The sequence below is a fragment of the Pollutibacter soli genome, from assembly GCA_029269725.1.
Lineage (GTDB): Bacteria > Bacteroidota > Bacteroidia > Chitinophagales > Chitinophagaceae > Pollutibacter > Pollutibacter soli.
This window is the reverse complement of the sequence record JARJHS010000012.1, coordinates 118,118-142,949: the sequence shown is the minus strand read 5'-3', so window position 1 is coordinate 142,949 and position 24,832 is coordinate 118,118. Positions and strand designations below refer to the sequence as shown.

General features: G+C 41.6%; 24 protein-coding genes. 11 read left to right on the top strand and 13 right to left on the bottom strand.

Translation table 11 applies throughout. From position 1 onward, the window contains the following. Positions 1 to 8 precede the first annotated feature (8 nt). The 3 genes from P2W82_RS22775 to P2W82_RS22765 form a co-directional block, all read right to left on the bottom strand. Entirely contained in the window at positions 9 to 671 is a 663-nt protein-coding gene (locus tag P2W82_RS22775) for an NADPH-dependent F420 reductase (protein WP_336518262.1), read from the bottom strand. A gap of 106 nt (positions 672 to 777) precedes the next feature. After that, entirely contained in the window at positions 778 to 1,359 is a 582-nt protein-coding gene (locus tag P2W82_RS22770) for a Crp/Fnr family transcriptional regulator (protein ID WP_336518261.1), read from the bottom strand. A 121-nt stretch (positions 1,360 to 1,480) separates the two neighbouring features. Continuing rightward, positions 1,481 to 1,954, bottom strand: a complete 474-nt coding sequence (locus P2W82_RS22765) for a quercetin 2,3-dioxygenase (RefSeq protein ID WP_336518260.1) — start codon at positions 1,952 to 1,954, stop codon at positions 1,481 to 1,483. A gap of 87 nt (positions 1,955 to 2,041) precedes the next feature. Here P2W82_RS22765 and P2W82_RS22760 point away from each other — a divergent pair, with 87 nt between their 5' ends. Continuing rightward, complete coding sequence (locus P2W82_RS22760; protein WP_336518259.1) at positions 2,042 to 2,458, top strand: MarR family winged helix-turn-helix transcriptional regulator; 417 nt, start codon at positions 2,042 to 2,044, stop codon at positions 2,456 to 2,458. 539 nt (positions 2,459 to 2,997) lie between these two features. On the opposite strand, the gene P2W82_RS22755 is transcribed toward P2W82_RS22760, so the two are convergent. Then, entirely contained in the window at positions 2,998 to 3,294 is a 297-nt protein-coding gene (locus P2W82_RS22755) for a hypothetical protein (RefSeq protein WP_336518258.1), read from the bottom strand. Between the two features lie 197 nt (positions 3,295 to 3,491). On the opposite strand from P2W82_RS22755, the gene P2W82_RS22750 reads away from it, so the two are divergent. Beyond that, the gene (locus P2W82_RS22750; protein ID WP_336518257.1) at positions 3,492 to 4,847 is read left to right on the top strand and encodes a serine hydrolase domain-containing protein; all 1,356 of its coding nucleotides are present in this window, start codon (positions 3,492 to 3,494) and stop codon (positions 4,845 to 4,847) included. Positions 4,848 to 5,613: 766 nt separating this feature from the next. On the opposite strand, the gene P2W82_RS22745 is transcribed toward P2W82_RS22750, so the two are convergent. The 3 genes from P2W82_RS22745 to P2W82_RS22735 form a co-directional block, all read right to left on the bottom strand. Beyond that, positions 5,614 to 6,273, bottom strand: coding sequence for an alpha/beta hydrolase family protein (locus tag P2W82_RS22745; RefSeq protein ID WP_336518256.1), 660 nt, complete (start codon positions 6,271 to 6,273; stop codon positions 5,614 to 5,616). Positions 6,274 to 6,607: 334 nt separating this feature from the next. Further along, the gene (locus P2W82_RS22740) at positions 6,608 to 7,048 is read right to left on the bottom strand and encodes a VOC family protein (RefSeq protein WP_336518255.1); all 441 of its coding nucleotides are present in this window, start codon (positions 7,046 to 7,048) and stop codon (positions 6,608 to 6,610) included. Positions 7,049 to 7,271: 223 nt separating this feature from the next. Next, entirely contained in the window at positions 7,272 to 7,445 is a 174-nt protein-coding gene (locus tag P2W82_RS22735; protein ID WP_336518254.1) for a hypothetical protein, read from the bottom strand. A 438-nt stretch (positions 7,446 to 7,883) separates the two neighbouring features. Between P2W82_RS22735 and P2W82_RS22730 the strand changes: the two genes are divergently transcribed. Then, a complete protein-coding gene (locus P2W82_RS22730; RefSeq protein WP_336518253.1) occupies positions 7,884 to 8,396 on the top strand; it encodes a DinB family protein in 513 nt (170 codons plus the stop codon). A 226-nt stretch (positions 8,397 to 8,622) separates the two neighbouring features. On the opposite strand, the gene P2W82_RS22725 is transcribed toward P2W82_RS22730, so the two are convergent. Then, entirely contained in the window at positions 8,623 to 10,881 is a 2,259-nt protein-coding gene (locus P2W82_RS22725; RefSeq protein WP_336518252.1) for a xanthine dehydrogenase family protein molybdopterin-binding subunit, read from the bottom strand. Positions 10,882 to 10,898: 17 nt separating this feature from the next. Continuing rightward, positions 10,899 to 11,354: a (2Fe-2S)-binding protein gene (locus P2W82_RS22720; protein ID WP_336518251.1), complete on the bottom strand. Its 456-nt coding sequence runs from the start codon at positions 11,352 to 11,354 to the stop codon at positions 10,899 to 10,901. Between the two features lie 488 nt (positions 11,355 to 11,842). Here P2W82_RS22720 and P2W82_RS22715 point away from each other — a divergent pair, with 488 nt between their 5' ends. After that, entirely contained in the window at positions 11,843 to 12,874 is a 1,032-nt protein-coding gene (locus tag P2W82_RS22715) for an aldo/keto reductase (protein WP_336518250.1), read from the top strand. Between the two features lie 25 nt (positions 12,875 to 12,899). Here P2W82_RS22715 and P2W82_RS22710 read toward each other — a convergent pair whose 3' ends face one another. The 3 genes from P2W82_RS22710 to P2W82_RS22700 form a co-directional block, all read right to left on the bottom strand. Beyond that, positions 12,900 to 13,289, bottom strand: a complete 390-nt coding sequence (locus P2W82_RS22710; RefSeq protein ID WP_336518249.1) for a GxxExxY protein — start codon at positions 13,287 to 13,289, stop codon at positions 12,900 to 12,902. 2 nt (positions 13,290 to 13,291) lie between these two features. Then, positions 13,292 to 13,651 (bottom strand): hypothetical protein, encoded by a 360-nt coding sequence (locus tag P2W82_RS22705; RefSeq protein ID WP_336518248.1) that lies wholly within the window; start codon positions 13,649 to 13,651, stop codon positions 13,292 to 13,294. Between the two features lie 360 nt (positions 13,652 to 14,011). Then, a complete protein-coding gene (locus tag P2W82_RS22700) occupies positions 14,012 to 14,572 on the bottom strand; it encodes a hypothetical protein (protein WP_336518247.1) in 561 nt (186 codons plus the stop codon). 269 nt (positions 14,573 to 14,841) lie between these two features. On the opposite strand from P2W82_RS22700, the gene P2W82_RS22695 reads away from it, so the two are divergent. The 6 genes from P2W82_RS22695 to P2W82_RS22670 all read left to right on the top strand — a co-directional run bounded on the left by P2W82_RS22695 (position 14,842) and on the right by P2W82_RS22670 (position 20,969). Then, positions 14,842 to 15,309 (top strand): hypothetical protein, encoded by a 468-nt coding sequence (locus tag P2W82_RS22695; RefSeq protein WP_336518246.1) that lies wholly within the window; start codon positions 14,842 to 14,844, stop codon positions 15,307 to 15,309. Positions 15,310 to 15,676: 367 nt separating this feature from the next. Beyond that, positions 15,677 to 16,351, top strand: coding sequence for a response regulator transcription factor (locus tag P2W82_RS22690; RefSeq protein WP_336518245.1), 675 nt, complete (start codon positions 15,677 to 15,679; stop codon positions 16,349 to 16,351). Beyond that, a complete protein-coding gene (locus P2W82_RS22685; RefSeq protein WP_336518244.1) occupies positions 16,348 to 17,391 on the top strand; it encodes a sensor histidine kinase in 1,044 nt (347 codons plus the stop codon). Before P2W82_RS22690 ends, P2W82_RS22685 begins: the two co-directional genes overlap by 4 nt. 50 nt (positions 17,392 to 17,441) lie before the next feature. Further along, positions 17,442 to 18,128, top strand: a complete 687-nt coding sequence (locus P2W82_RS22680) for a phosphatase PAP2 family protein (protein WP_336518243.1) — start codon at positions 17,442 to 17,444, stop codon at positions 18,126 to 18,128. Positions 18,129 to 18,135: 7 nt separating this feature from the next. Further along, the gene (locus P2W82_RS22675; protein ID WP_336518242.1) at positions 18,136 to 20,544 is read left to right on the top strand and encodes a TonB-dependent receptor; all 2,409 of its coding nucleotides are present in this window, start codon (positions 18,136 to 18,138) and stop codon (positions 20,542 to 20,544) included. A gap of 11 nt (positions 20,545 to 20,555) precedes the next feature. Continuing rightward, positions 20,556 to 20,969 carry an EamA family transporter gene (locus P2W82_RS22670; protein WP_336518241.1) on the top strand — a complete coding sequence of 138 codons (414 nt, stop codon included), beginning with the start codon at positions 20,556 to 20,558 and terminating at the stop codon, positions 20,967 to 20,969. A gap of 1,799 nt (positions 20,970 to 22,768) precedes the next feature. Here P2W82_RS22670 and P2W82_RS22665 read toward each other — a convergent pair. After that, positions 22,769 to 24,478, bottom strand: coding sequence for an LTA synthase family protein (locus P2W82_RS22665; RefSeq protein ID WP_336518240.1), 1,710 nt, complete (start codon positions 24,476 to 24,478; stop codon positions 22,769 to 22,771). 22 nt (positions 24,479 to 24,500) lie between these two features. On the opposite strand from P2W82_RS22665, the gene P2W82_RS22660 reads away from it, so the two are divergent. Next, a complete protein-coding gene (locus P2W82_RS22660) occupies positions 24,501 to 24,761 on the top strand; it encodes a hypothetical protein (RefSeq protein ID WP_336518239.1) in 261 nt (86 codons plus the stop codon). Positions 24,762 to 24,832: the final 71 nt, after the last annotated feature.

Below are 24,832 nucleotides of genomic sequence, written 5' to 3'. Positions count from 1 at the left end.
ATGATGGTTTAGTTGCTTAAGATTTTCCAGCCCGCCAGCCAGTTGTAGTTGTATTTCATACCCAACCGGATCAGCAACAGCTGCATATTTTCCAGTGTTCTGCTTACGGATAATTTGCCTGCAGCTATCGGATTAAAGCCTGCTGTTTTTACTAATTCAGAAACAATGTCAACACCTTCATCGTCATTACCGGCAACAAAGGCATCTACTCTTTTTCCATCAATGACTGGTGTTGCAAAATCAGCGGCAAATGTGGTATTGAAAGCCTTAATGACTTTTGAGTTCGGAAGAAGTTTCTGCAATTCTTCGGCTGCACTGGTATCCGGAGCAGTCACCAGTCCATCGTATGTTTCATTCAGCGGATTGGCAATCGAGATCACAATTTTCTGATTGGCCACTTCCCTGATTTTTTCTGCTATCTCTTTTTCGGCTTCATATGGAACCGCGAGAATAATGATATCTGCTTCCCAGCTTGCATTGGCGGCACATTCGAGGGCTTCCACGTCTGCAGCAGCATTTGCCGACCGGATGTCATTTACTATTGCGTCAACACCCTCTTTTTCGCTGCCAAAAAGCAAGAGTCTGTTGTTACCTTTTGAAAGACTTTTCGAAATTGCAGCACCCATACTTCCCGAAGCCCCAATGACTGCTATAGTTTGTTTTGTGCTCATTTTATTTAATTTGATAACACAAAGCTACTATGGTAAGAGCCCACGTTCCATTACGTTTGCGCAAGAAATAGCATTGACTTTTGTCAATGGAAATGGAATATGAAGCCTATTTACCCAGGTTCATTTTCTTTCTGACACGGCTTAAGGTTTCCGGCGTCAGTCCCATGTAAGAAGCGATCATGTGCTGGGGCACGCGCTGGGCAATGTTGGGATATAGTGCGATAAAGTTTTTGTAACGTTCTTCCAGCGGCAGGCTAATAACGGAAGTGATGCGTTTTTGTAAGGCGATATAGGCACCGGTAATTTGCAGTCGTATATAAGTTTCGTATTTCGGCAGTTTCTCCAGTAATGTTTCATGGGATGCTTTACTGATCAGCACCAGCTCTGAATCCTCCAGCGCATCAATATTATAGGTGGCAGGTTCTGCAGTAAGAAAACTATAGAGATCGGAAATGGTCCAGCCTTCCAGCGCAAACTGGATGATGCTCTCTGTTCCGTTCGCATCAACGCTGTACGATTTCAATGCGCCTTTCTCTACAAAACAAATGTATTTGCACACATCCCCTTCCTGGAGAATGAACTGCTTTTTGCGAAGCTTTTTTGGTGTGAGAAATTGCTTTACAAATTCCTCTTCTTCCTTTGTAAGGGAGACTCTCTCATTGAAACTACGGAAGAAGACTTCGTACATAAAAGGATTTGTACGGCAAAGATGCGAAAAACTGATAAATGCATTTCCCGCAAAAAATGGAACCGTGTCCTTCCATTTTTTTGCGACCCATCTCCCATTAGACTATTTCAAAAATACATTTTCAGACCATCTCCACACCATATTCAGAAAGAGATTTCACGAAATGGCTGACCAATTCCGGTGAAGGTGGCTCTTTCATTAATGGCAAGGGTTTCATATCGGGAGATGGAACACTATTGTCCCAAAACCATTTGCCCAGATCCGCCGGCGCAATCCACATCAACTCCTTTACACATTCGGATTGCAATTCAAATTTATGCGGGATATTTTTTGGCAGATGAATGAAATCCCCGGCTTTGGCGAGATATTCGGTGTCACCTATCCAGAACTTTATTTCTCCCTCCAGGATATAATAGCTCTCATCTTCATTCTTATGCGTATGTGCCGGTGGTTCGTTTCCTTTATGTACTTCAATATAAATGAGAGAAAACTGGTTAGCTGTTTGTTCCCCGGTTGCGAGAAAATGAAATAATGCGCCGGGAATAGCTCTTGAATTTTCCGGGATGGCGTTGCTTAAAAACGATTTCTGTTCCATAAAATGCTTATCTTTATTTAGTCAGTTCAACTTACTACAAAAGTAAGATAAACTGACTATATTTGCCAAATAAATCTGCTTATTTTTATGAGTGACTATATCAACACGGGAGTTTATCTCCGGAAATTATGGGATGATCTTCGGTATAATCTTGAAATACAGTTAAAAGAAAATGGGTTTGATAATATTTCTCCTTCTCACGGGTGGGTATTCTATCATACCGATGCAAACGGTAGTCGCATCACGGATCTTGCTGCAAAGGCCAAGATCACTAAACAAAGTATGAGTGTATTGGTGGCCCAGTTGGAAAATGATGGTTATGTTAAAAAAACACCCGACCCGAATGATAAACGCGCCTGGTTGCTTTTATTGACTGCGAAGGGGAAGAAGGTAAAAAGCGTTGGTCAGCAAATCAACTTTGAATTTGAAGAAGAATGGAAAAAAAAGCTGGGCGAAAAGGATTATGATCAGTTGCGGCAATTGCTGAAAAGGTTGTGTGAATGATAAGAACAAAAGAACTCTTCATCCGGCACAAACTTTCAGCACTAAACAGCTTTGCATGAAAAGTCCGAAAGCACTATTCAATCCCTAAATAAATTGTGTTTTATCCGCTATCGATCGGATTATCCAGTTTTCTGAAATTCCAGTTTAGTTTGAGCTGCTTTCCTTTTGAAAATTCCTCAATCCAGTACCTATTAAGATTTGAATAATTAAGCGTATCGGGTAGATATGTCAAAATATGCCGACCACCCGGGAGATAGAACTGGATAAATCCGTTGGTTTTTTAACATGATCAATTCCAATCACTTCTAATAAGTCTCTGATATTTGAAAGCTGTGTCAATATATCGAACGGATTTTGATCAGGAAAGATAGTTTTCACAGAAAGCTTATCGAAAAGCAGAATATTAACACCATGATCATTAGAGCCTGCTATGTTTATGGAAGTGTCATTAATCCTTTTAATCATTATCTGATAATAGGCAGAATCAATCGCTAAGTCGCTTTTGAAAAAGCTTAAAAATCTCCCTGTCTGGTAAGTTTTTAGTACGGGAGTATCACCATCTGAAAAAATGAACAGGTAAAAATCAAACTATCACCTGATAACCTACGCCAAAAACCCGCCTTTCCGCGTTGTGTAAATTTCCAATCGGCAAGAAAATTCAGCATTGAAGAATCGACTCTTTCTACAATTTTATTTGCCTGTTCTTCACGAAATCTGTCGATACGTTCATGGTCGATACAGGAGAAATGCGCACCTGCAATAGCAAAAACTATTATGGTATTGATTAATCTTCTTTTGCTTCGGATACTTTGCTGAACAGTGGTTATTGTTTTCATCAACTTTAATTTTTAATAAATTTTTCGTCCAGAATCAGCATTGCCGGTACGGCAGAGCTCTAACATCTGAACAAAACTATATCCGGTCAACTGCACAATTTCGCCAATCCAATTTTTTTTCAGATTTCACTTTGAATTTCAAAGTAATTCATTTACTTTGCTTTTCAAAGTACTTTTTATAAATCAAAATCAGAACCATGAACAATAAAATACTGATTACCTCAATACTTGTGGTGGCGCTATTAAGTGTGACTTCAGCGCAACCCGTTGACAAGGCCAAACTCGATCAGCTTTTCGATCGCCTTGCAGAAAAAAATAAGGGAATGGGAAGTTTCGTCTTTATGAAAGAGGGCAAGCCAGTTTATTCGCGCGCATTTGGTTATAGCCAGATCAGCGGCACAGAAAAAAAGCCAATGACTTCCGAAAACAGGTTCCGGATCGGTTCAATTACAAAAACGTTTACTGCCACTTTGATCATGAAACTTGTTGAGGAAGGGAAACTGAAACTTTCTGATCCGCTGAGTAAATTCCTGCCGCAGGTACCGAATGCTGATAAAATTACAATTGAGCAGATCCTCTCCCATCGTAGCGGCATACCCAATATAAAACGGCAACAAAATGCAGACCGGAATGTAAATACGCTCCCATTGACGAAGAATGAACACCTCGCGCTTATCGTCAACACCCCACCCGATTTCGAACCCGGAACGAAAGCCATGTACAGCAATTCCGGCTACTTCATCCTTGGACTTGTGATTGAGAAAGTAACCGGTAAATCCTACGAGCAAGTTCTCGAAGAAAAAATCACAAAGAAAATCGGACTTACCGACACTTATCTGGCCACAGGTAATATTGATGTAAACAAAAAAGAAAGTCTAACTTATTTTATCCCTCCAGGCGGCGAATGGCAGCAGGTTCCTGAAACGCACCCCAGCATTCTTTTCAGCGCAGGAGCAATCGTTTCAACACCAACTGATCTTTGCAAATTCATCTCAGCACTATTCGAAGGGAAGATCGTGTCAAAGGCAAGTCTTGATCAGATGAAATCGATGAAAGATGGTGAAGGTTTTGGATTGGTGACATTCGAATTTGATGGAAAGACTTTCTACGGTCATACCGGCGGTGCAGATAATTATGGTGCATGGGTATCCTATCAGCCCGAAGAAAAACTGGCTGTCGCTTATACTACTAACGCGAAGGTATACCCGGTGAAAGACATCATGGCGGGAGCTGTGGATATCTATTACAACAAACCTTTCCAGGTTCCCACTTTTGAATCTTTAGCCGTCAGCACAGAACTACTCGATAAATATGTCGGTGAATACTCGAGGCCGGGTGCTCCTGCGAAATTTATTATTACACGTAAAGAGAATACGCTCTACGGACAACCGCCTGGAGGGCAAAACCCGTTCCCACTCGAAGCAACAGCTGAGAACAAATTCAAGGTAGATAACGGTACACCTACGGGCATTGTAGTAGAATTTGATCTTGAAAAAAATCAGATGACGATCAAACGCAATGGTGAAGAACGGGTTTTCACGAAGGAGAAGTAGAAATCTTCTGTAATTGGTGTTTCCCGGGACTTATCAAGAGTTTATGAATTAAGGCAGCCAGGAACACCAACAACTTTTTTAGTTAGGATATTTTCTGTTCCAATGCTTTGTTGGTGTTCGTCTGCTATATTGAAATTGATAAAGCATTCCTCTGCCCGCCGAAACACCAACAAAGGAAACGTTCTTCAGTTGTTGGTGTTTCCCGGACATAATATAAGTCTGTGAATTGAATAGAACCCAGGGAACACCAACAACTTTTTTAGTTAGGATACTTTTTCTGTTCCGATGCTTTGTTGGTGTTTCCCAAGACGTAAAGGTATAAATTGAGATAGCCAGGGAACACCAACAACTTTTGTAGTTAGGTTATTCCCTGTTCCGATGTTTTGTTGGTGTTCGTCTGCTATATTGAAATTGATAAAGCATTCCTCTGACCGCCGAAACACCAAAAAAGGAAACGTTCTTCAGTTGTTGGTGTTTCCCAAGACGTAACAGGAAGGTATAAATTGAGATAGCCAGGGAACACCAACAAAGGAAACGTCCTTCCGTTGTTGGTGTTTCCCAAGACGTAACAGGAAGGCATAAATTGAGATAGCCAGGGAACACCAATAACTTTTGTAGTCAGGTTATTCCCTGTTCCGATGTTTTGTTGGTGTTCGTCTGCTCAATTGAAAATGATAAAGTTATTTCCCACCCGCCGAAACATCAACAAATGAAACGAATCATAGAGAATTGCTGGTATCTTTTTACCGATGATAACATGCCATTTTCATCTTTTCAATTTCTTTTCAATCCATGCCCGCGTATCATTCACCAATATCGGAATGATTTCCTGCTTCCCCGCTTTGAACGCATGATTTGCTCCTTCAATTTTTTTGAGGGTTGCCAGTTTAAGTGATTTGCATACTTTCTCTATGAGTTCCCAGGATGCGAGCTCATCTCGCGTACCTTGCAGAAAAAGCATCGGCACCTTTACGCTTTTGAGATGTTCCGCTCTTTCTATTGAAGGCTTTCCAGACTGATGTAAAGGGAATCCGAAAAAGACCAGGCCTTTAACATCCACCGCCGGTTGGGTAGCCATGTATTGCGAACTCATCCTTCCGCCGAATGATTTACCTGATGCAAATACAGGAAGTGAAGGAAAAAGATCCTGCGCCTTTTTGATGGCAGCTTCTATCGTTTTATGCGCGACCGCAGGTGAATCAGGTCTTTTCTTTTTATTTTCCATAAATGGAAAATTAAAACGGAGTGTTGCAATATCTTTTTCTGCAAGCTCTTTGGCAGCTCTCACCATGAATTCATGGTTCATTCCCGCTCCTGCTCCGTGTGCAAATGTCATTACACAAATGGGCTTTTCGGGCACAATCAACTCCGCTGACACTTTTCCTATCTCAGGGGAAACTGTGAATAATAACGAACGGGTCTTCATAATAAAAATTGAAGAGTGTTCTGTAAGTTAAAAATAATTTACGCTTCCCGCGCTATTGTTCACCTGATGAAATCGGGTACCTGCAGTGCCATCGCTGCAACCCGACACACGGATTGAGATGTAAGAATAGTTTTACTGTAAAAGAGTGTCGACGGAAAATGGCATCTGATTTATGTATGACGTTTCGCTGCAGACATCCTGAGAAGTCCGGCATACACAGAGTTATAAAACATTGTTTAAAATTATAGTTAATGCCGGTCGAATCAAAAAGACTAATGCCATTCGAGCGCTCTGTTTCTGCCGAACTTAATGCACGCGTATCTAATCCCGTCAATTAATTTTTCCCATTACCTGTCGGAGTAAAATCCACCATCCATTGTACACCATATTTATCTGCAAACATCCCAAAATAGGAACCCAGCGGACCATCACTGATCGGCATTTCCACCTGGCCACCAGCTGAGAGACCGTGGAACAATTTATCAGCCTCCGCCCGACTTTCTGCACTGATGGAAATCGTATTACGGTTGTCGTTTTCCGTTACCTTTCCCATTACTTCCATAACGTCACTGCCCATTAACATGGTGCCCTTGCCAATAGGTAGTGTGATATGCATGAGCCTGTTTGCATCAATTTCCGGAATCGGATATTGAGGACTGGAAATCTCTTTGTAACGCTTAACTGTCGCAAATTCGCCACCAAATACGGACTTGTAAAATGTGAACGCATCTTCGGCGTTTCCGTTGAAATGAATGTAAGGATTGATGAGTGCCATGATTTTTAATTTTAAGTTTGATGAAATGATTTAGTTGAGCTTTTATTCCAGTTCCTCGCAGTGGAATTTGTGAACCATCAGCAGTTCTGTTATTCTCAAAACACCACTATCGTCGCTGTCTATCCTTAAAATCCTGTCACAATCGTCCAGATCAAAATTCCATTTGCTGTTTGGAAGGATTCTGTTGATATGGGGTTTTAAGGTCTTAACCTGCCGTTTTGTTTTAACCGATGTTTTGAAAATGCGAATCATCTTTTAAAATATTGCCAATCATTATTCCGTATGGTGGATTGTTGATCTTAAGAGGGTTCACTTCCTGTGCTTTATCATAGTATGTAATACCTTTTCCCGTTGTTTGAACCTGTACTCCCAAATCCTTTTGTTTGGCTTCTGCCATCTTGTTATTTCTCTCATGTATTTAGCTTTAAGGCTATACAAATCCAGACCCTTCCCATCTTCCAATGCTTCCTTTATGAAACCTTTCGGTTGCAAATATATGCGCAGCCTTTCGGTTTCGCAAAATTATTTTTGATTTACCTTTCCCCTACACCTGGGTTGAAAAATTGGGTTGAATGCGATATTCATGAAGTTGGCACTGATTCACCTCCCGGAATTCCGTATATGAAAAGGCCGACCTGTAGATTTTATTTAATCTCCTGTAATAGTGAATCAGATTTATTCAGAAAACTGTACACATCGTTTCCGGTCAATAGTGGAATAAAGTTAACTGTCGCATCTGCCCCTCTATTTGTCGCAGTGCCAGCCCCCATACACATTTTATTAAACCTACTTTGCAATACCGACAAAATGGTTTTTTCGAAGTAAATTTAAATTTATGAATGCAGCGGAAGTAATTAAAGCTTACAGGAATACAGGAGAAGACCTGATCAATTCCATTCTGGAGACACCAGAAGATCAGTTTAATACAGTACCCTTTACCGATAGCTGGACGGTAGGCGAAGTAGCAGATCACCTGCGGAAATCCCTGGAGACCTGGTTGCTTTTCAAGGGGAAAAATTCGACCACCGATCGCAGTCCCGATGAATATTGCAAATCGCTCAGTGACCTGTTCCTGAATTTTGAATTGAAATTTCCCACAGCAGAATTTATTGCACCATCAGCAGGGCCGCATGATAAAAATGAAATGGCTGCCGCAATTAAAACCATCTTCGACGAAGCATCTGACTATGCAGACAAAAATGATCTGGATTTGTTATGCATGGAATTTGAATTTCCCGGCATCGGCAACCTTACACGCCTGGAGTGGCTGCACTTTTATACAGTGCATACGCAAAGACATATCAGGCAAATTAAAAACATTCTTAAGGTAGTTTCTGAACCGGTTTAATTCTTTAAAAACTGTTTCAAATAACATGTATCACCGGAGAATTGCATATTGATAACAGGTTTACATCCTTTGATGCCTGCAACAAGTTGTTAAAAGAATTTACCGTTTCTTTCCGGGCTTCCCGAATGCCCGTCTGCCACCTATTTAACTCAGCGACCATACTACTTACCAAAGTAGACGGAAAGCCAGTGAAAGCGGAAAGCAACGATAAAGAAGACGTTTGTCCTTATAATAACGGCTGCCTCGAATTGATCTGTTTACTGAAAGGCTGTTCATAATATCTTTTCCCGGTCGCTCTGTACAATGCATTGGCCACTGCTGCAAAGGTTGGTGGGAACAAAGGCTCACCCAAACCAGTCGGATCCTCGTCATTCGGAACAAAATGAACTTCAATCGCTTTTGGTGCTTCCTTCTGACGGATCATTCTGTACTGATGAAAATTATTCTTCGCCGGTATCCCATTGTCAAAAGTCATTTCACCAAATAACGCATTACCGATACCATCCACAATTCCACCTTCACCCATATTCGCAGCAGAATCCGGATTGACAACGATACCGCAATCAACTGCCGCAGTTACTTTTTCTACAACCGGTGTGCCATCTTTCATTTTCATATCCAGCACCTGCGCGACATAGGTGTTATGACAGAAATAAGCCGCAACGCCGCGACTTACATTTTCCTGCGGTTTCGTCCAGCCGGATTTTTCACGCACAAGTTCCAATACACCTGCGTACCTGCCTGGATCGTAAGCATTATTTTTCCCCACAGGATTGTTTTTATTTCTGCGCAAAAGCTCCAGACGAAACTCGATAGGGTCTTTGCCTGCTAGTTCTGCAAGTTCATCGAGGAAAGACTGTTCTGCACCCGCAATAAAATTCGAACGCGGTGCCCTGAATGCACCAATCGTAATATTCGACTTTATTTCCCATCCTTCCGCGAGATAATTATCTACAGCGCCCGCAGGAAATCGGTTAGGCTCTACCGGATGTTCAGGAATTCCTCCGCCACGAACATGAAATGCAATCAGATTGTTATCCTTATCCAATCCAGCACGGTAAGTTGCTGTATAAGTAGGTCGATAAATTCCATATGTCATATCATCCTCCCGCGTGTATACGAGTTTTACAGGCGCATTCAGCTTTTGTGAAATCACAGCGGCTTCCACAAAGTGATGACCATAAGCACGCAATCCGAATCCGCCGCCCATACGCGCAAGACTGATATGGATTTTTTCCTTCGGAAGGCCAAGACGCGCAACCAATGTTTTCATGATAAATTCAGGAGCTTGTATCGGGCCATACAGCTCTGCTTTATCTGCAGTGACATGCGCAAAACAATTTACCGGCTCCATCGTATTGTGAGCGAGATAAGGCGCGGTATATGTACGCTCGATTACTTTTGCAGCATTTTTAAAGGCCTTCTCAGGATCACCATCTCTTCTCAATTCTTTTCCTGGTTTTCCTGACATCGCCATCATTTTCTTACGTTGCGTTTCTGTGCTCTCGCGACCTGCAGGAATCACCACGTCTTCCTTGTTTCCGCCCCATCCCAATACCGTCACCTTCTTTTCCTGGGCTTCTTCCCACTCTACCTTTAATTGTTTCTTTGCCTGCATCACTTCCCATGTGCTGTTACCAACCACCACAGGCAATTCATAAAAACTGGTAGTATCAAATGCATTATGTTCATATCCGTCTTCAAGCGTTTTGATCACGAAAACATCTTTGATACCAGGCATTGATTTTACTAATGCTTCATCAAGCGATTTCACTTTGAGTCCGAAAGCCGGCGGATGCACGATCATCGCTATCAGCATGCCTTCCTGTTTATGATCGATAGAGAAGAGTGGTTTTCCTGTAACAATATTTTTGCCTTCTACATTTTTGCGTGAAGTACGGATGATCTTAAAATCCTTCACATTTTTAAACGGTACATTGTCCGGCACAGGAAGCGTTGCAGCAAATGAAGCCATTTCGCCATAGCCTGCTTTCTTTCCGCTGGCACTATGGATCAGCATGCCCGCTGAGGTAGCGATTTCTTCTGCTGGAATGTTCCATTTTTTTGAAGCAGCATTTACCAGCATTTTTCTGGCAGTAGAACCTGCTGTACGCAAAATTTTCCAGCCCATTCTTACGGACTGACTTCCACCCGTGAATTGCCTTTCAAATCGTTCCGGGTAAAAATCGGCCTGTTCGACAATTACATTTTTCCAATCCACATCCAGTTCATCTGCAAGAATCATCGGCAGCGATGTCTTCAGGTTGGTACCGAACTCGGGGTTGGGTGCCATCAGCGTTACGATTCCATTTTCACCAATCTTTATATAACTGTTGAGAGAAAACCATTCTTTAGGCATCGCCAGTACTTCATCCGGCGTAGGGTTACAACCCGCGAGCCAGTTAAAACTCAGCATCATGCCTCCGCCTGCTAGAGCAGTTACTTTCAGAAATTTTCTCCGGTTGATATTTGGTTGAGCAGTCATAATTTGAATATTTGAAATCATGAATTCGCTGCAGTCATAACGGCAGCGCGTATACGCAGATAAGTACCACAGCGACAGATATTCCCATGCATAGCAGCAGCAATTTCTTCTTCGCCTGGTTTTGGGCTTTTCCTGAGTAAGCCGACGGCGCTCATGATCTGGCCGGCCTGGCAATATCCGCATTGCGCGACATCGTGTTCCAGCCAGGCTTTCTGCACAGGATGATCACCCTCCGCAGACAAACCTTCAATGGTGGTGATTTGTTTATCCTGCACATTGGATACAGGCAGCACGCATGAACGAACTGCATCATCCCCTAATAAAACTGTGCATGCTCCACACTGTGCCATGCCACAACCGAATTTGGTGCCCACCAGGTCAAGATGGTCGCGCAGCACCCAGAGCACAGGTGTATCCGGATCTATGTCAACCTCGTATTTTTTGCCGTTGACATTCAGATTGATTTTAGCCATGTCAGAACAGATTTTCTACCAAGCTACCAACTTTATCCCATTGGCGTGCGTTAAAAATCAAACCGAAAATTGCAGAATTCAAACATGAGGAGGCTGTCAGGCACATCTGGCGGCAGATACGACTAAGAAAGTTTGTATTCTCTCTTTTTCCATATCCTGTATTATGTATTCTGTATTCTGTTTCTTTTTCAGGCGTAAGCTATTACGGATTGAGGTCCTTTTCTTCCTGTTTCTGTATTCTGTTGCAGTTTCTGTGTCAGGGCAGTAGCAACAAGCATTACCCATAAACACAAATATTTGAAATAAATAGTTCTTTGTTTGAATGTCGTCATAACCTGGTATCGAAGGTGGTGTAGTTTTGTATTCAAAAATTTTTAGCAAGCAGAAACTGATTGTGCAGAAACAATGCTTCCTGCCCTCTGCTAAGTCCCGGATAGCAAAGGCAGAGAAAAGAAAAAGAGGATTTATTGAAATTCAAATTATACACAATGAGAAAAACAATACTTGGCAACAACGGACCTGAAGTATCGGCAATCGGATTGGGTTGCATGGGCTTGAGTTTTGGCTATGGGCCTGCGGCTGATAAGAAAAATGCAATCGAACTGATCCGGGGATCATATGAAATGGGCGTCAACTTTTTTGATACCGCAGAAGCCTATGGTCCTTTCACTAACGAAGAATTACTTGGCGAAGCCCTGGCTCCGTTTCGTGATAACGTTGTCATTGCGACCAAGTTCGGGTTCCAGGATGGCGTTGCTTCCAAAGGAGTGGATAGTCGACCGGAAAGAATAAAACGGGTAGCAGAAGAATCCCTAAGACGTCTTAGAACTGATCGCATCGATCTTTTTTATCAGCATCGTGTCGATCCGAAAATTCCGATCGAAGAGGTTGCCGGTGCAGTTAAAGACCTGATCGCTCAAGGCAAAGTGAAACATTTTGGATTGTCTGAAGCAGGGGCGCAAACGATTCGTCGCGCGCACAAAGTTCAGCCTGTTACTGCACTCCAGAGTGAATATTCACTATGGTGGCGTGAACCTGAAAAAGAAATCATCCCGATACTGGAAGAATTGGGAATCGGACTTGTGGCTTTTAGTCCGCTGGGAAAAGGATTTCTTACCGGTGCCATCGATGCGGATACACAATTCGATAAATCGGATTTCAGAAATATCGTTCCGCGTTTTCAAAAAGAGAACAGGGAAGCCAATAAAACCTTAATTGATACTGTCCGGGCATTTGCTGAAAAGAAAAACGCAACGCCTGCACAGATTGCTCTTGCCTGGGTTATCGCACAAAAACCATGGATCGTACCTATTCCCGGAACTACAAAATTGCACAGGCTAAAAGAAAATGTCGGGGCAGCAGAAATGGAGCTGAGCACTGCAGATCTGAATGAGATCAATGATGCGTTTGACAGAATTGAAGTGATCGGAGATCGATACCCGGAAGCACTATCGCATATGCGCTTGGTTTTCCCGAACTCACCAATTTCAACAGTTTCTTCAAAAAACATACAACACTGAGTCCACTAAAATTCAGAAATCAGAATTAATCTGCATAAAACCTTCTGATTCCCTGTTTAATAAGTGGTACATGAAAATTAATGAGAAAGCCAACATGTTTCCCTGCGAGCTTCATGTTGCTGATGGTCTGCGCTGTCCAGTATTCATTTAAATGCATCATTGCTTTTAATTCGCAAACGACAAGGTCATCCACCAGCACATCCAATCGCAATCCTTCATCAAAAGTCAGATCATCATAATAAATTGGCAAATCCACCTGGCGTCGAAAAGAAATTCCTTTTTTTCTTAGTTCATGACAGAAACAAACTTCATAAATCTTTTCCACTACTCCAGGCCCAAGCTTCGAATGAACAATAAAAGCAGCATCTACAATTTCTTTGCATAAAAATTCTTCATGCGATGATAGTTTGTACATTTTTATTTGAAGATAACAAGCGTAAAAGCTAGAAGCAACGTTTCGTAAACGACAAATGGAGATATTTTTCCTTTAGATTTTTGTGGATTTTCCCTTTCTTTTTCGATATAGTTTAGATAAGAAAATTTTTTACAAGAAGACAGGAAGGCATTTTCTTCTTCCTGTCTTAATGCCTTCTTGTTTAAAAAACCCGATATCCAAACAAGGTTTAACAAGAAGACAGGAAGGCATTTTCTTCTTTCTATCTTAATGCCCTCTTGTTCAAAAAACCCGATACCCAAACAAGGTTTTAACAAGAAGACAGGAAGGCATTTTCTTCTTCCTGTCTTAATGCCTTCTTGTTCAAAAAAACCGATACCCAAACAAGGTTAAACAAGAAGACAGGAAGGCATTTTCTTCTTTCTGTCTCAATGCCTTCTTGTTCAAAAAACCCGATACCGAAACAAGGTTTAACAAGAAGACAGGAAGGCATTTTCTTCTTCCTGTCTTAATGCCTTCTTGTAAAAAAAACCCGATACCAGGTTTAACAAGAAGACAGGAAGGCATTTTCTTCTTTCTGTCTTAATGCCTTCTTGTAAAAAAAACCCGATACCAGGTTTAACAAGAAGGCAGGAAGGCATTTTCTTCTTTCTGTCTTAATGCCTTCTTGTAAAAAAAGCCGGGAAACTATTTTGGCCCCCGGCTTAATTTTAAAAATGTCCGATGATGGATTTTCCCGGTAATTAATACCTCAAGTGTCCCCTGTATGGATAATTACCGGCTTCGATATCATCTTTCATGTCGACCCTCCCGGAAACACCACTAAAGACACCTGTTCCGCTTCCAGCAACAACCGGGTGTTGACAGCGCCCGAAAATTTCCAGACCGAGATAGGAACCACCCGGATCGCAGCCTTCATATTTCGATTCAAACTTATAGGCCGTTGTGAAAGTTCCCGAGCCTCCATTATAAGTACCGATAAATAATTCTGTTCCCGTTTCCCGATAAGTACCGCTGGGAGAACAATCAAATGCGTCAACAAAAACAAAAAGACAACCCGTGAGATCGCCGGTCATCCTTACCGCAAAAGTTGCGTTTTGCGCAACTGAACTGCACTCACTTTCCGACGCTAAAAAGCCAGTTCCCGAAATCTGGATAGCTCCAGTCGACCTCAGATTCTTTTTGTTGGAAACATCCTTGTCGCCAGCCTTTACTTTTGCATCGCCGGAGACCGGAAACTCTTTTTCGCAGCCTGTGAACATGATGATGAGACAACAGATCACAGGAAAAAGTCTGATTTTCATGACTAACCTCCGTTTTTATGGTGAAAGAATAAAAGACATTTTCAAACCAAAAATGGAGTTCGCAGAAGGGGGAAATAATTGCCACAAATCCTGAATAATCGAAGGGTAGAACGATGGAGGATAAATCCTGATAAGAGGTTATATAAGTTATCATTTTTGGAACACTATAACAAATATTTTATTGGTTTGACGTTACAGCAAAGTGCAAATCATTTATCTTTTCTCTCAAATTGTTGCTCCAGCGTCATTCTGAATCATATTGTTAACATATGCAAAAGAAAATTTGCCTTCTACTGCCTCTGCTTCTTCCGGTATATACTTTTTCCTTTTCTCAAACAGTTCCTGGCAAGTACGTAACATGGTCGTTTCAATCAAAGAAAATCTCTGCCAACACCTGGGAAATTGCAATGACGGCAAACATCAATGGCAATTATCATTTGTATTCCCAGAAGGCTGGTGTGGAAGCCGCTCCTGCTACTGTCATTTCCATTTCACCTAACCCATTGATCGTGGTTGATGGCAATGCAAAAGAAAAAGATGAGCTGATAAAAAAATATGAAAGCGCCTGGCCCGGCACTGTCCACTACTACGAGAAATCGGTTGAATTTTTGCAGGTGATCAAAGTCAAGGCAAAAGCAAAAACTACTTTCAGGGGCAATATTGAATATGTGCTTTGCAATGACGCGCGATGTCTGCCTACGGCTTCCGTGCCATTTAGTATCGAAGTCGGTGGGTAGGTTTTAGGTTGTAAGTTTTAAGTTGCAGGTGTTAAGTTAATTCTTGCCGGGGATGGAACTCGTTTGGCCTGCGGTTTATCGTTGTAAGCGATTTTCCTGATGGACCAAAGGCCAAAATCCGAAGAAGTAACTCGTCCTCCACCTGGAGCTGAGGGATTTGACCACATTTTCTGAAAACGCAAATTCTAATTTTCCGTTTAGCCGGTATAATTATAATCTGATCACTGCTTCATCAGCATCTAACTTTTAACCTAAACTCATGACTCAAATCCCCTCCCTGCTTCATCAACCGCTTATAACCTATCACTTACAACCCAAAACTTAAACGACTTCCAAAAATATTCAGAATTCCTTCCGAATTTGCAGCATGAAAATTCTCATCGTTGAGGATGAAAAAGATTTTGCAGACAGTATCTCGCAGTACCTGTCGGATGAAAATTACCGCTGCGAAACAGCTAACGACTTCAGGACAGCCCTCGACAAAATAATGATGTATCAGTACGATTGCATCCTGCTGGATATCATGCTGCCGGGAGGTGATGGCCTGAAACTCCTGCAGGAAATCCAGCGCCTCAAGAAAGAAGACGGCGTTATCATTATTTCAGCAAAAGACTCTCTCCAGGATAAAATCAAAGGACTCCAGAATGGCGCCGACGACTATCTCGCAAAACCGTTCCACCTCCCGGAACTCGCCGCAAGGATCTATTCAGTTATCCGGCGAAAACAATTTGCCAACAACGATCTGATCCATCAGAATGAAATTACTATCGGTCTGCAGGGAAAAACAGTTAAAGTAAACGGAAAGGAAATTGCGTTAACAAAGAAAGAATTCGATCTGTTGCTGTATTTTGTCAGTAATAAAAATAAAGTGATTTCAAAAAACGCATTGGCCGAGCACCTGAGTGGTGATTTCGCTGAGATGATGAACAGCTACGATTTTGTGTACGCTCATATCAAAAATCTCAAAAAGAAACTTACAGACGCCGGGTATGGTAATTACCTTAAGACAATGTACGGGACCGGATATAAATGGGATATATGACCAGGTTACTGAACCATTCCATGTCCAAAATGCTGATTTACGCAGGAATTGTTCTTGCTGTAAGCATCCCGGTTTATTATTTCGCGATCAGCTTTCTCTGGCATTATGAACTGAATGAACACAGGATCATCCTTACTGATGCTGCAAATCGCGAAGACCGTTTATTCATTATCGTTACCGTTACCTCGCTGACGGTGTTGTTCTTTGCATTGATGCTTACCGGATTTATCATTTTGAATAAAAAGGTTTCGGAAAGAATCTGGCAGCCTTTTTATCAGTCACTCGAAAAAATAAAAAAATTTAAACTTACAGATAACGAGCCCGTTCTGTTTGACAATTCCGGTATTTCGGAATTCAACGAACTAAATCAAAGTCTTCAGAAACTGATAGCAGGAAACATTACCTCTTTCAAACAGCAGAAGGAATTTGCAGAAAATGCGTCGCATGAATTACAAACACCTCTCGCAATTGTGCAAAGCAAACTTGATCTGATCCTTCAGACACATTCTCTCACGCCAGAGCAATACGATATTGTGGAAGATGCGCTCACAGCATTGAGTCGCGTTACCCGGATCAATAAAAATCTGTTAATTCTTACAAAGATTGAGAACAATCAATATACTGAAACTGAACAGGTAAACCTATCAGATCTTCTGGAGGATACGCTTTCTGATTTTGCTCCTTTTATTTCTGAGCGTCAGCTAACAGCTGAGAAAAAGATAGATCCTGATATTCACATTGAAGCCAGCAGGACGCTGTTAGAGATCCTGATCAATAATCTTATATCGAACGCGATCAGGCACAGCAAACCTGATTGCCAGATCTTTATACACCTGGCTGGAAAGCATTTCAGCATTGCCAACACAGGGGACAATTCGCTCGATACTGAACAGTTGTTCCGCCGCTTTGCATCTGCATCCAAACATACACCAGGTACAGGCCTGGGACTTTCTATTGTTGATCAGATCTGTAAACATTCTGCCTGGGTAGTGAAGTACAATTATCATCACAACCTCCACATTTTCTCTGTTGATTTCTGATTCAGAATTTCTTCCAATTCGCTTGCTAACTATGCAGGATAAAACGATACATGAAATTCCGGTGCCTGGTCCTGTTTTCCATCGTAATTATTCAGCAACAAGCGCTGAATGGCCAATCCATTGACAGTTTAGAAATTAATTACAGGCTGAAATTCTCGAATGAACAGTTAGCCATTCCCGTTGGATTAATTGCCAGCGGCTTAATCACGAATAGAAATAAAAGTGAATCACTGAAAAATGAAATTGTTGAAGAACGCAATAAGCACCTGGCGAAATTTCATACACCAGTCGATAACTATTTACAGTTCGCACCTTATGCAATTGCATATGGTCTCGACTTTGCCGGCATCAAATCGAAAACAGATATCAGTAACCGTACTGCAATCATGATTAAAAGTGAATTACTGATGATGGGAACCGTTTCCTTATTAAAATATTCGACCGCACAATTGCGACCCGATGGTACGGCTCATAATTCTTTCCCATCAGGACATACGGCGCAGGCATTTGCGGCCGCAACATTTCTCAGTGAAGAATACAAACATCGCTTTAAATGGATGCCTTATGTTTCCTACGGAATAGCAAGCGGTGTCGGGCTTTTGCGCATGGCCAACAACAGGCATTATATCAGTGATGTATTACTGGGTGCGGGAATTGGTATACTAACAACAAAAGTCACTTATTGGACACATCAGTATAAATGGGGAAGAAAAAACGCTGAGCCACCGAAATTTTAGAACAATTGTGAAGAACCTGATTTTAACTATTGTCATTTTAGTCGCGATTGCAACCCCGCTTGCTGCGCAGGTGGACAAGGCATCACTATCTGCGAATGTCAAAGATGCTGAAACCAAGGCTCCGCTTCCATTTGCGAGTATTACCCTACTAAAAAAAGACAGCAGTTTTGTCGCAGGAACTATTACAGACGACAACGGAATTTTTGCAATTAACGAAGTTAAAAGCCAAATGGATTATATTTTACTGATCACACTAACAGGTTATCAGAAACATTATAGTTCTGTAGTGGTTGGTCAGCTAACCAATATACTTCACCTGGGAAATATCTTTTTGTCTCAGGATACAAAGCTGCTTAAGGAGGTAAAAATTGTTTCGAATACGGAAACAGTTTCTCCTGCAATGGATAAGAAAACGTATTCGGTTGCGGATAACATAAGTGCGGCCGGCGGCTCTATTCTTGATATGATGAAATCGCTCCCGGGTGTAACTACACAGGATGGCAAAGTACAGCTTCGTGGCAGCGAAAGGGTAATGGTGCTGATTGATGGCAAACAAACTGCGTTAACCGGTTTTGGCAATCAGTCAAGCCTTGAAAATATTCCCGCTTCTGCAATTGAAAGAATTGAGATCATCAATAATCCGTCATCAAAATATGATGCAAATGGCAATGCGGGCATCATTAACATCATCTATAAAAAAGAGAGAAAAGATGGGTTTAACGGAAGAGCGGGACTGACAGCGGGTGTTGGCGCACTTTGGGTAAAGAAAGAAAATTATCCAACAATCGATGAGCAATACCAGGCAACGCCAAAAATTAATCCATCCATTTCGCTGAACTACAGAAAAAAGAAAACCAATTTTTTCCTGCAGGCCGACGATCTGTATACAAAAACCCTGAACAAAAATGAATTTGTTGAACGGTTTTATGGTAACGGAGATACTGTTTACCAGCAGACAAGAAGAAATCGTACAACCAATATCGTAACCGCAAAAACCGGCGTGGATTGGCAGATCAACAAATCCAATACCCTTAATATTTCAACTTTATTCAGCAGTGAGAAAATACTTGATCGTGGTGAGGAACCTTTTTTCGGTCCGGCATTAAAAGAACGATTGAGACTATGGCAATTCCTGGAAGATGAATTAAAGACGACGGTTACAGCAAATGCTTCATGGCTACATAAATTTAAAGAACCAGGCAGGATTCTCAGTGCCAGCTTCAGTTATACTTTCCACAGGGAAAATGAAAAATATTTTTTCACGGATATAATGCCGACATATACAGGACTTGACTCATTTAAGCTGATTTCAGACGAGCATGTCGCGGATGTCAGCATCGACTATTTACAACCCCTGAAATCCGGGAAATTTGAGACTGGCGTCAAATTCCGGAGGAGATATATACCGACTGATATGCAGTTTAAACCGGGGTTGAATTCTCCATTAGACACCACCGCCGACGGCTGGGCGAACTATGGAGAAACAATCCCGGCGGTATATGGCAACTATCTTTTCGAGAACAGACTTTTCGAGGTCGAAGCAGGATTGAGATTTGAATATGTAAATGTAGAATATGATGTAAACCCTGGTCATCCGGTGTATAAAAGCAGTCGGTATAATTACATTCAGCCCTTTCCTAACCTGAGAATCGCCTATAAACTTAATGAAAACAACAGGCTAACAGCCTTCTATAACCGTAGAGTCGACCGTCCGAATGAAGTAGACATCCGCATTTTTCCAAAATATGATGATGTAGAAATTATCAAAGTGGGCAACCCCGAATTGAGACCACAGTTTACTGATAATGTTGAGTTAGGATACAAGACAAACTGGAAGACGGGTTTTCTGTCATCTGCAGTTTTCTTTAAAGCGATGAATGCAACGATCACAAGGATTGCCACTATCGTGCCACCGGAAAATCTTATATACAATGTCTTTCAGAATGCAGGCAGGAGCAGGAATTTTGGAATGGAGGTAATTCTTTCGCAGAGCATAGGGAAATGGTCGACCTGGAACCTTGGATTGACGGGATACAAAAGTGTGATCGATTCCTTTACGATCGTGAATAAGTATCCGGTAGAAAGTGTTTACAGCGCTCCCCGACAGGAGTTGATTTCAGGAAATATAAAACTGAATGGATTATTCAAACTCAAAGAAGATTTCGACGCGCAAATTGCCTTCACCTACCTCGCCCCGGACCTGATCCCCCAGGGAAAAGTCTATTCACGTTTCTCTATTGACCTTGGGTTCAGGAAAAAAATCCAGAAAGGCAACGGCGAGATCTTCCTGAATGCTACCGATATTGCCAATACATTCCGGCTCAGGAAGTCGATCAAAGGCAACGGGTTTACATTTGTGAGTACAGATTATTACGAAACGCAGGTCTTCCGGCTGGGATACAATTACAGATTCTAAAAATTAGTCTCATGTGGTGGATCTATGCATTGCTCTCAGCATTATTTGCTGCACTCACAGCTATATTCTCAAAAGTCGGAGTAACAGGTGTCAATTCAAATCTGGCCACAGCCATCAGGACTGTGGTGATTCTTATTATTGCCTGGGGAATCGTTTTCTTCCGCGGTGAAGGGAAACACCTTGGCCATCTTTCAAAACACAACCTTTTGTTCCTGGTTATCTCCGGGGTGGCTACAGGTTTATCCTGGATATTTTATTTTAAAGCGTTACAAATGGGAAAGGTATCACAAGTAGCGCCTGTAGATAAATTAAGCGTAGCCCTTACCGTTATCTTGTCGGTTATCTTTCTTGGGGAAGCTTTGACCATCAAAACCGCTGTTGCTACGCTGTTAATTATTGCAGGCGTTGTGTTGATGATCGTTTAACCCTGGTGATTTTAGTAAGCTTGTTTTGTAAATGATGTTGTAACTGGATCGCAGGGATAGGTAGTTTAGGCAATAATTCAATCTGGGTTTGGGCTGGAGTCAGATGGCTTTCGTAGCTCAATAGATAAATGTATGTTCTTCCGTATTCTTACCCCGCACACAACTTGTTCAATTTTAGACTAAAGGGCTTCCCGGCTACTTCTGAATAAGATCATTGCTGTTGCTATTTAAAAGACGCAGACGCCAGGGCTGCAAGAGCGCCTGTCCGAATAACCAGGCGACGGCAGGGAACGAAAAATGGTAAATATTTTCCGGGACTGAATTACGTAAATCCAGAAGCAAAAGAGACTAATCAGTGAATCTACCTAACCCTCTGTGGATCGATTAACCAGATCAATATTATGGAGTCATTGGGCGATGGGGTGATGTTGTTGACAGCCTATCGACTTTGATTGTAAATGGATCGAAAGTGTAGTCCAAATGGCATTCCGGGTGGTGATATAGAGTGATAATACGATTCCCCAAAAAGTGGTTCATCAAAAAATAATAGTTTGTCGGCCTGATTTACGATATTTTTTCAGAGATATTTTCGGTTTTTCCGGAAATCTAAATACTTCTGAATTTAAAAATCACATTCCGGGATCATCGTTGAAAAATTTCTTATATCAAAAACACTTCAACGCAACAAAAAAACTTTGGGCCCTCCCTGCCCCTCCCCCGCCTCCACCACCTTTTAGAGAGATGGATATGCCGGACGCTCCCGGGCGCGCCCAGGCATCATCCAACATATCCATTCGCCGCGACGAATGTTAGCTAACATCTTCACCAGTAGCTGCTGATGATCAGAAATCATACATGTATAATACCATACGAAAATAGGTTTCCAGGCTGCCGATTCCAAGGGTAAAACATCGGGACATGGAGAGAAAATCACATCCTTCCATTTGTGAAATCACGAAAACATGAAAATAGTAACACAGGTTGGATAATTGTTCTGACTCAGTGCCCCTGATTACCAGCTGTCGAAACTATAATGTAAATCAACAGTTAAATTCTGTTTGGAAGAGTTAACAGGACACGAATATTCTTTCAACCATTTTTTAAACAGGAAATAAGCGATTTGAAAATCAAACGCAGAATTGGAAACTGTTCCGACTCAGCAGCCCTGATTGAAAGCTGTAGAAACTCATAATGTAATCCAGCAGTAAAATCCTATTTGGAAGCGTCAACAGGACATGAATATTCGTTCAACCATTTTTTATACAGGAAATAAGCGATTTGAAAATCAGACGCAGAATTGGCAACTGTACTGACTCAGCAGCCCTGATTGAAAGCTGTAGAAACTCATAATGTAATCCAGCAGTTAAATCCTGTTTAGAAGAGTTAACAGGACACGAATATTCTTTCAAGCATTTTTTAAACAGGAAATAAGCGATTTGAAAATCAGACGCAGAATTGGCAACTGTACTGACTCAGTAGCCCTGATTGAAAGCTGTAGAAACTCATAATGCAATCCAGCAGTAAAATCCTATTTGGAAGCGTCAACAGTACATGAATATTCTTTCAACCATTTTTTAAACAGGAAATAAGCGATTTGAAAATCAAACGCAGAATTGGAAACTGTTCCGACTCAGCAGCCCTGATTGAAAGCTGTAGAAACTTTATAATGTAATCCAGCAGTTACATCCTGTTTGGAAGCGTCAACAGGACATGAATATTCGTTCAACCATTTTTTAAACAGGAAATAAGCTGTTTGAAAATCAGACTCAGATTTTGGCAACTGTTCTGACGCAATACCGCTAATTACCAGCTTTCGAAACTTTATACTGTAAACCTGTAGTTCCGGCCTGTCTGGCCGTGTCCGCAAGCGATGGATGCTCCTTCAATCCACCATTTTTAAACAGATAATAAGCTGTCTGATAATTAGCCACCGCCTCCATGACCACTGGATTGTCAGACGGGAGATGAATTGGTTTTTGCTCATTTGAAGCAAAAGAATATTTAAATGACTCCACCTTCTGTTGCGGACTTAGAATAACAACGCTGTCGTGTTGCAGGTACGCCAGTTTCTGATAGGTTCCCAGGAATGCCCGGGGAACATATTCTGGCGACAAAACATCCTGCCCATAAAGATTGCTTTGGTAATTCCAGTTGAACATACTGAATAGCGTCGGATACAGATCGATTTGTGAACATAACTGATCAATGGCAGTAGGTGGCATGGGCATATTAACCACCATTGCAGGTATATGATATTTGGAAACATCGATCTCATTTTTTCCCGCACTGCTTGCGCAATGGTCAGCAACCAGAATGATTATCGTGTTTTTATACCACGGCTTACTTCTAATTTTTTCAAAAAATCTGCCGATCGCATAGTCGGTATACTTTACAGCACCGGACCTGCCAGTACCAGAAGGTATATCAATTCTTCCTGCAGGATAGGTGTAAGGCCGGTGATTCGAAGTGGTCATCACAAAGTCATAGAATGCCTTTCCCTGGGCCATCTGTGCATCGGCATCACGGATTACAGCATCATAAAGATCTTCATCGCAAATACCCCAGGCGTTTTCGAAATTCACAAGGCTATCAGGGATGGGATGTCTTTCAGCTGCGAATTGTTCAGCTATAATTCCTGATCTTTTACGATCAGTTACTGTATAGCCGTTATTGCCGAAATATTGATTCATATTATCAAAATAACCGTCCCCTCCGTAAAAGAAACCCGTGTTATATCTTTTATCCCTGAAAATACTTCCGATCGTGGTGAGTTGCTCGTTGTGTTGCCTCCTTACAATACTATTTCCGGGTGTTGGTGGAATAGCTACAGAAAGCGCTTCCATTCCTCTCACTGTGCGCGTACCTGTTGCGTACATGTTTGTAAACAGGATACTTTTCTCAGCAAGCGAATCCAATACCGGTGTCAATCCCTCCCTGTTTCCAAAACGAGTCATGAAATCAGCACTGAAGCTTTCTATCGTGATCATGATTACATTGGGATTGATCGATTGTCCCGAATCAGCAATTTTTCTGCCGATAGAAAAAGAGTCACTTTCAAAATAAGATGAAGGATTTTTCAATTGCCGGCGTACAACTTCAAATGCGGATTTATTGTCGAGCCTTTTATAGAAGGCATCGTAATTGAGTTCGTTATTTCTGAATGCAGAGAAGAATGAATAAATACCTGCTTTTGCTAATTCATTCTGATACCTGTTGGTACTTTTTTCAGCGAAACTATTATTAATGCCAAGGGCGAAAATCAGGATAACTGAGCTGAACACAGAGCTAAGGACAACTCTGTCTTTTAATACGGTATTACCACGAAAACTTTTTTGAAAATATCTTCTTTTCTCGAATAGAAATTGAATAATCGTGACAATGATCAGTATTGAACCAATAAGGATCGGAAGAGGATATGACTGGTTGATATTGCTGACGACTTCATAGGTATATACCAGGTAGTCTACTGCAATAAAATTGAATCTGCTTTCAAACTCCTGCCAGAACACGATTTCTGCAAAAAAAGAAAAAATGACGATTGTAAGCGTGAGGAAAAAAAATACCCGCGTGGCAATCCTGTTGAATAAAGAGCTATTCCATTTCAGTGGAAATACCAGTAAATACAACAAATACGGAACCGTGATAAAAACTACGGTACCAAAGTCAAAAAGCAAACCCGTAAAAAAAATTCTGAAAAAACTTATCAGGCTCAAATCGACAGCAGATCCGGAAATGCTGAACAGAATTATCCGGACCACCATTGATATCGCGCAAAAAAATAATACGAAATAAGCCCAAAGGGTGTAGCTACTAAAGCGGGTTTTTAACATCGGAAGTAAGAATAGTATTCAGCCTGTAAGGTC

Excerpts from the sequence above, each read along its gene's own strand:
- P2W82_RS22775 (WP_336518262.1), bottom strand. The coding sequence starts at position 671 with ATGAGCACAAAACAAACTATAGCAGTCATTGGGGCTTCGGGAAGTATG.
- P2W82_RS22770 (WP_336518261.1), bottom strand. The coding sequence starts at position 1,359 with ATGTACGAAGTCTTCTTCCGTAGTTTCAATGAGAGAGTCTCCCTTACA.
- P2W82_RS22765 (WP_336518260.1), bottom strand. The coding sequence starts at position 1,954 with ATGGAACAGAAATCGTTTTTAAGCAACGCCATCCCGGAAAATTCAAGA.
- P2W82_RS22760 (WP_336518259.1), top strand. The coding sequence starts at position 2,042 with ATGAGTGACTATATCAACACGGGAGTTTATCTCCGGAAATTATGGGAT.
- P2W82_RS22755 (WP_336518258.1), bottom strand. The coding sequence starts at position 3,294 with ATGAAAACAATAACCACTGTTCAGCAAAGTATCCGAAGCAAAAGAAGA.
- P2W82_RS22750 (WP_336518257.1), top strand. The coding sequence starts at position 3,492 with ATGAACAATAAAATACTGATTACCTCAATACTTGTGGTGGCGCTATTA.
- P2W82_RS22745 (WP_336518256.1), bottom strand. The coding sequence starts at position 6,273 with ATGAAGACCCGTTCGTTATTATTCACAGTTTCCCCTGAGATAGGAAAA.
- P2W82_RS22740 (WP_336518255.1), bottom strand. The coding sequence starts at position 7,048 with ATGGCACTCATCAATCCTTACATTCATTTCAACGGAAACGCCGAAGAT.
- P2W82_RS22735 (WP_336518254.1), bottom strand. The coding sequence starts at position 7,445 with ATGGCAGAAGCCAAACAAAAGGATTTGGGAGTACAGGTTCAAACAACG.
- P2W82_RS22730 (WP_336518253.1), top strand. The coding sequence starts at position 7,884 with ATGAATGCAGCGGAAGTAATTAAAGCTTACAGGAATACAGGAGAAGAC.
- P2W82_RS22725 (WP_336518252.1), bottom strand. The coding sequence starts at position 10,881 with ATGACTGCTCAACCAAATATCAACCGGAGAAAATTTCTGAAAGTAACT.
- P2W82_RS22720 (WP_336518251.1), bottom strand. The coding sequence starts at position 11,354 with ATGGCTAAAATCAATCTGAATGTCAACGGCAAAAAATACGAGGTTGAC.
- P2W82_RS22715 (WP_336518250.1), top strand. The coding sequence starts at position 11,843 with ATGAGAAAAACAATACTTGGCAACAACGGACCTGAAGTATCGGCAATC.
- P2W82_RS22710 (WP_336518249.1), bottom strand. The coding sequence starts at position 13,289 with ATGTACAAACTATCATCGCATGAAGAATTTTTATGCAAAGAAATTGTA.
- P2W82_RS22700 (WP_336518247.1), bottom strand. The coding sequence starts at position 14,572 with ATGAAAATCAGACTTTTTCCTGTGATCTGTTGTCTCATCATCATGTTC.
- P2W82_RS22695 (WP_336518246.1), top strand. The coding sequence starts at position 14,842 with ATGCAAAAGAAAATTTGCCTTCTACTGCCTCTGCTTCTTCCGGTATAT.
- P2W82_RS22690 (WP_336518245.1), top strand. The coding sequence starts at position 15,677 with ATGAAAATTCTCATCGTTGAGGATGAAAAAGATTTTGCAGACAGTATC.
- P2W82_RS22685 (WP_336518244.1), top strand. The coding sequence starts at position 16,348 with ATGACCAGGTTACTGAACCATTCCATGTCCAAAATGCTGATTTACGCA.
- P2W82_RS22680 (WP_336518243.1), top strand. The coding sequence starts at position 17,442 with ATGAAATTCCGGTGCCTGGTCCTGTTTTCCATCGTAATTATTCAGCAA.
- P2W82_RS22670 (WP_336518241.1), top strand. The coding sequence starts at position 20,556 with ATGTGGTGGATCTATGCATTGCTCTCAGCATTATTTGCTGCACTCACA.
- P2W82_RS22660 (WP_336518239.1), top strand. The coding sequence starts at position 24,501 with ATGACGATTGTAAGCGTGAGGAAAAAAAATACCCGCGTGGCAATCCTG.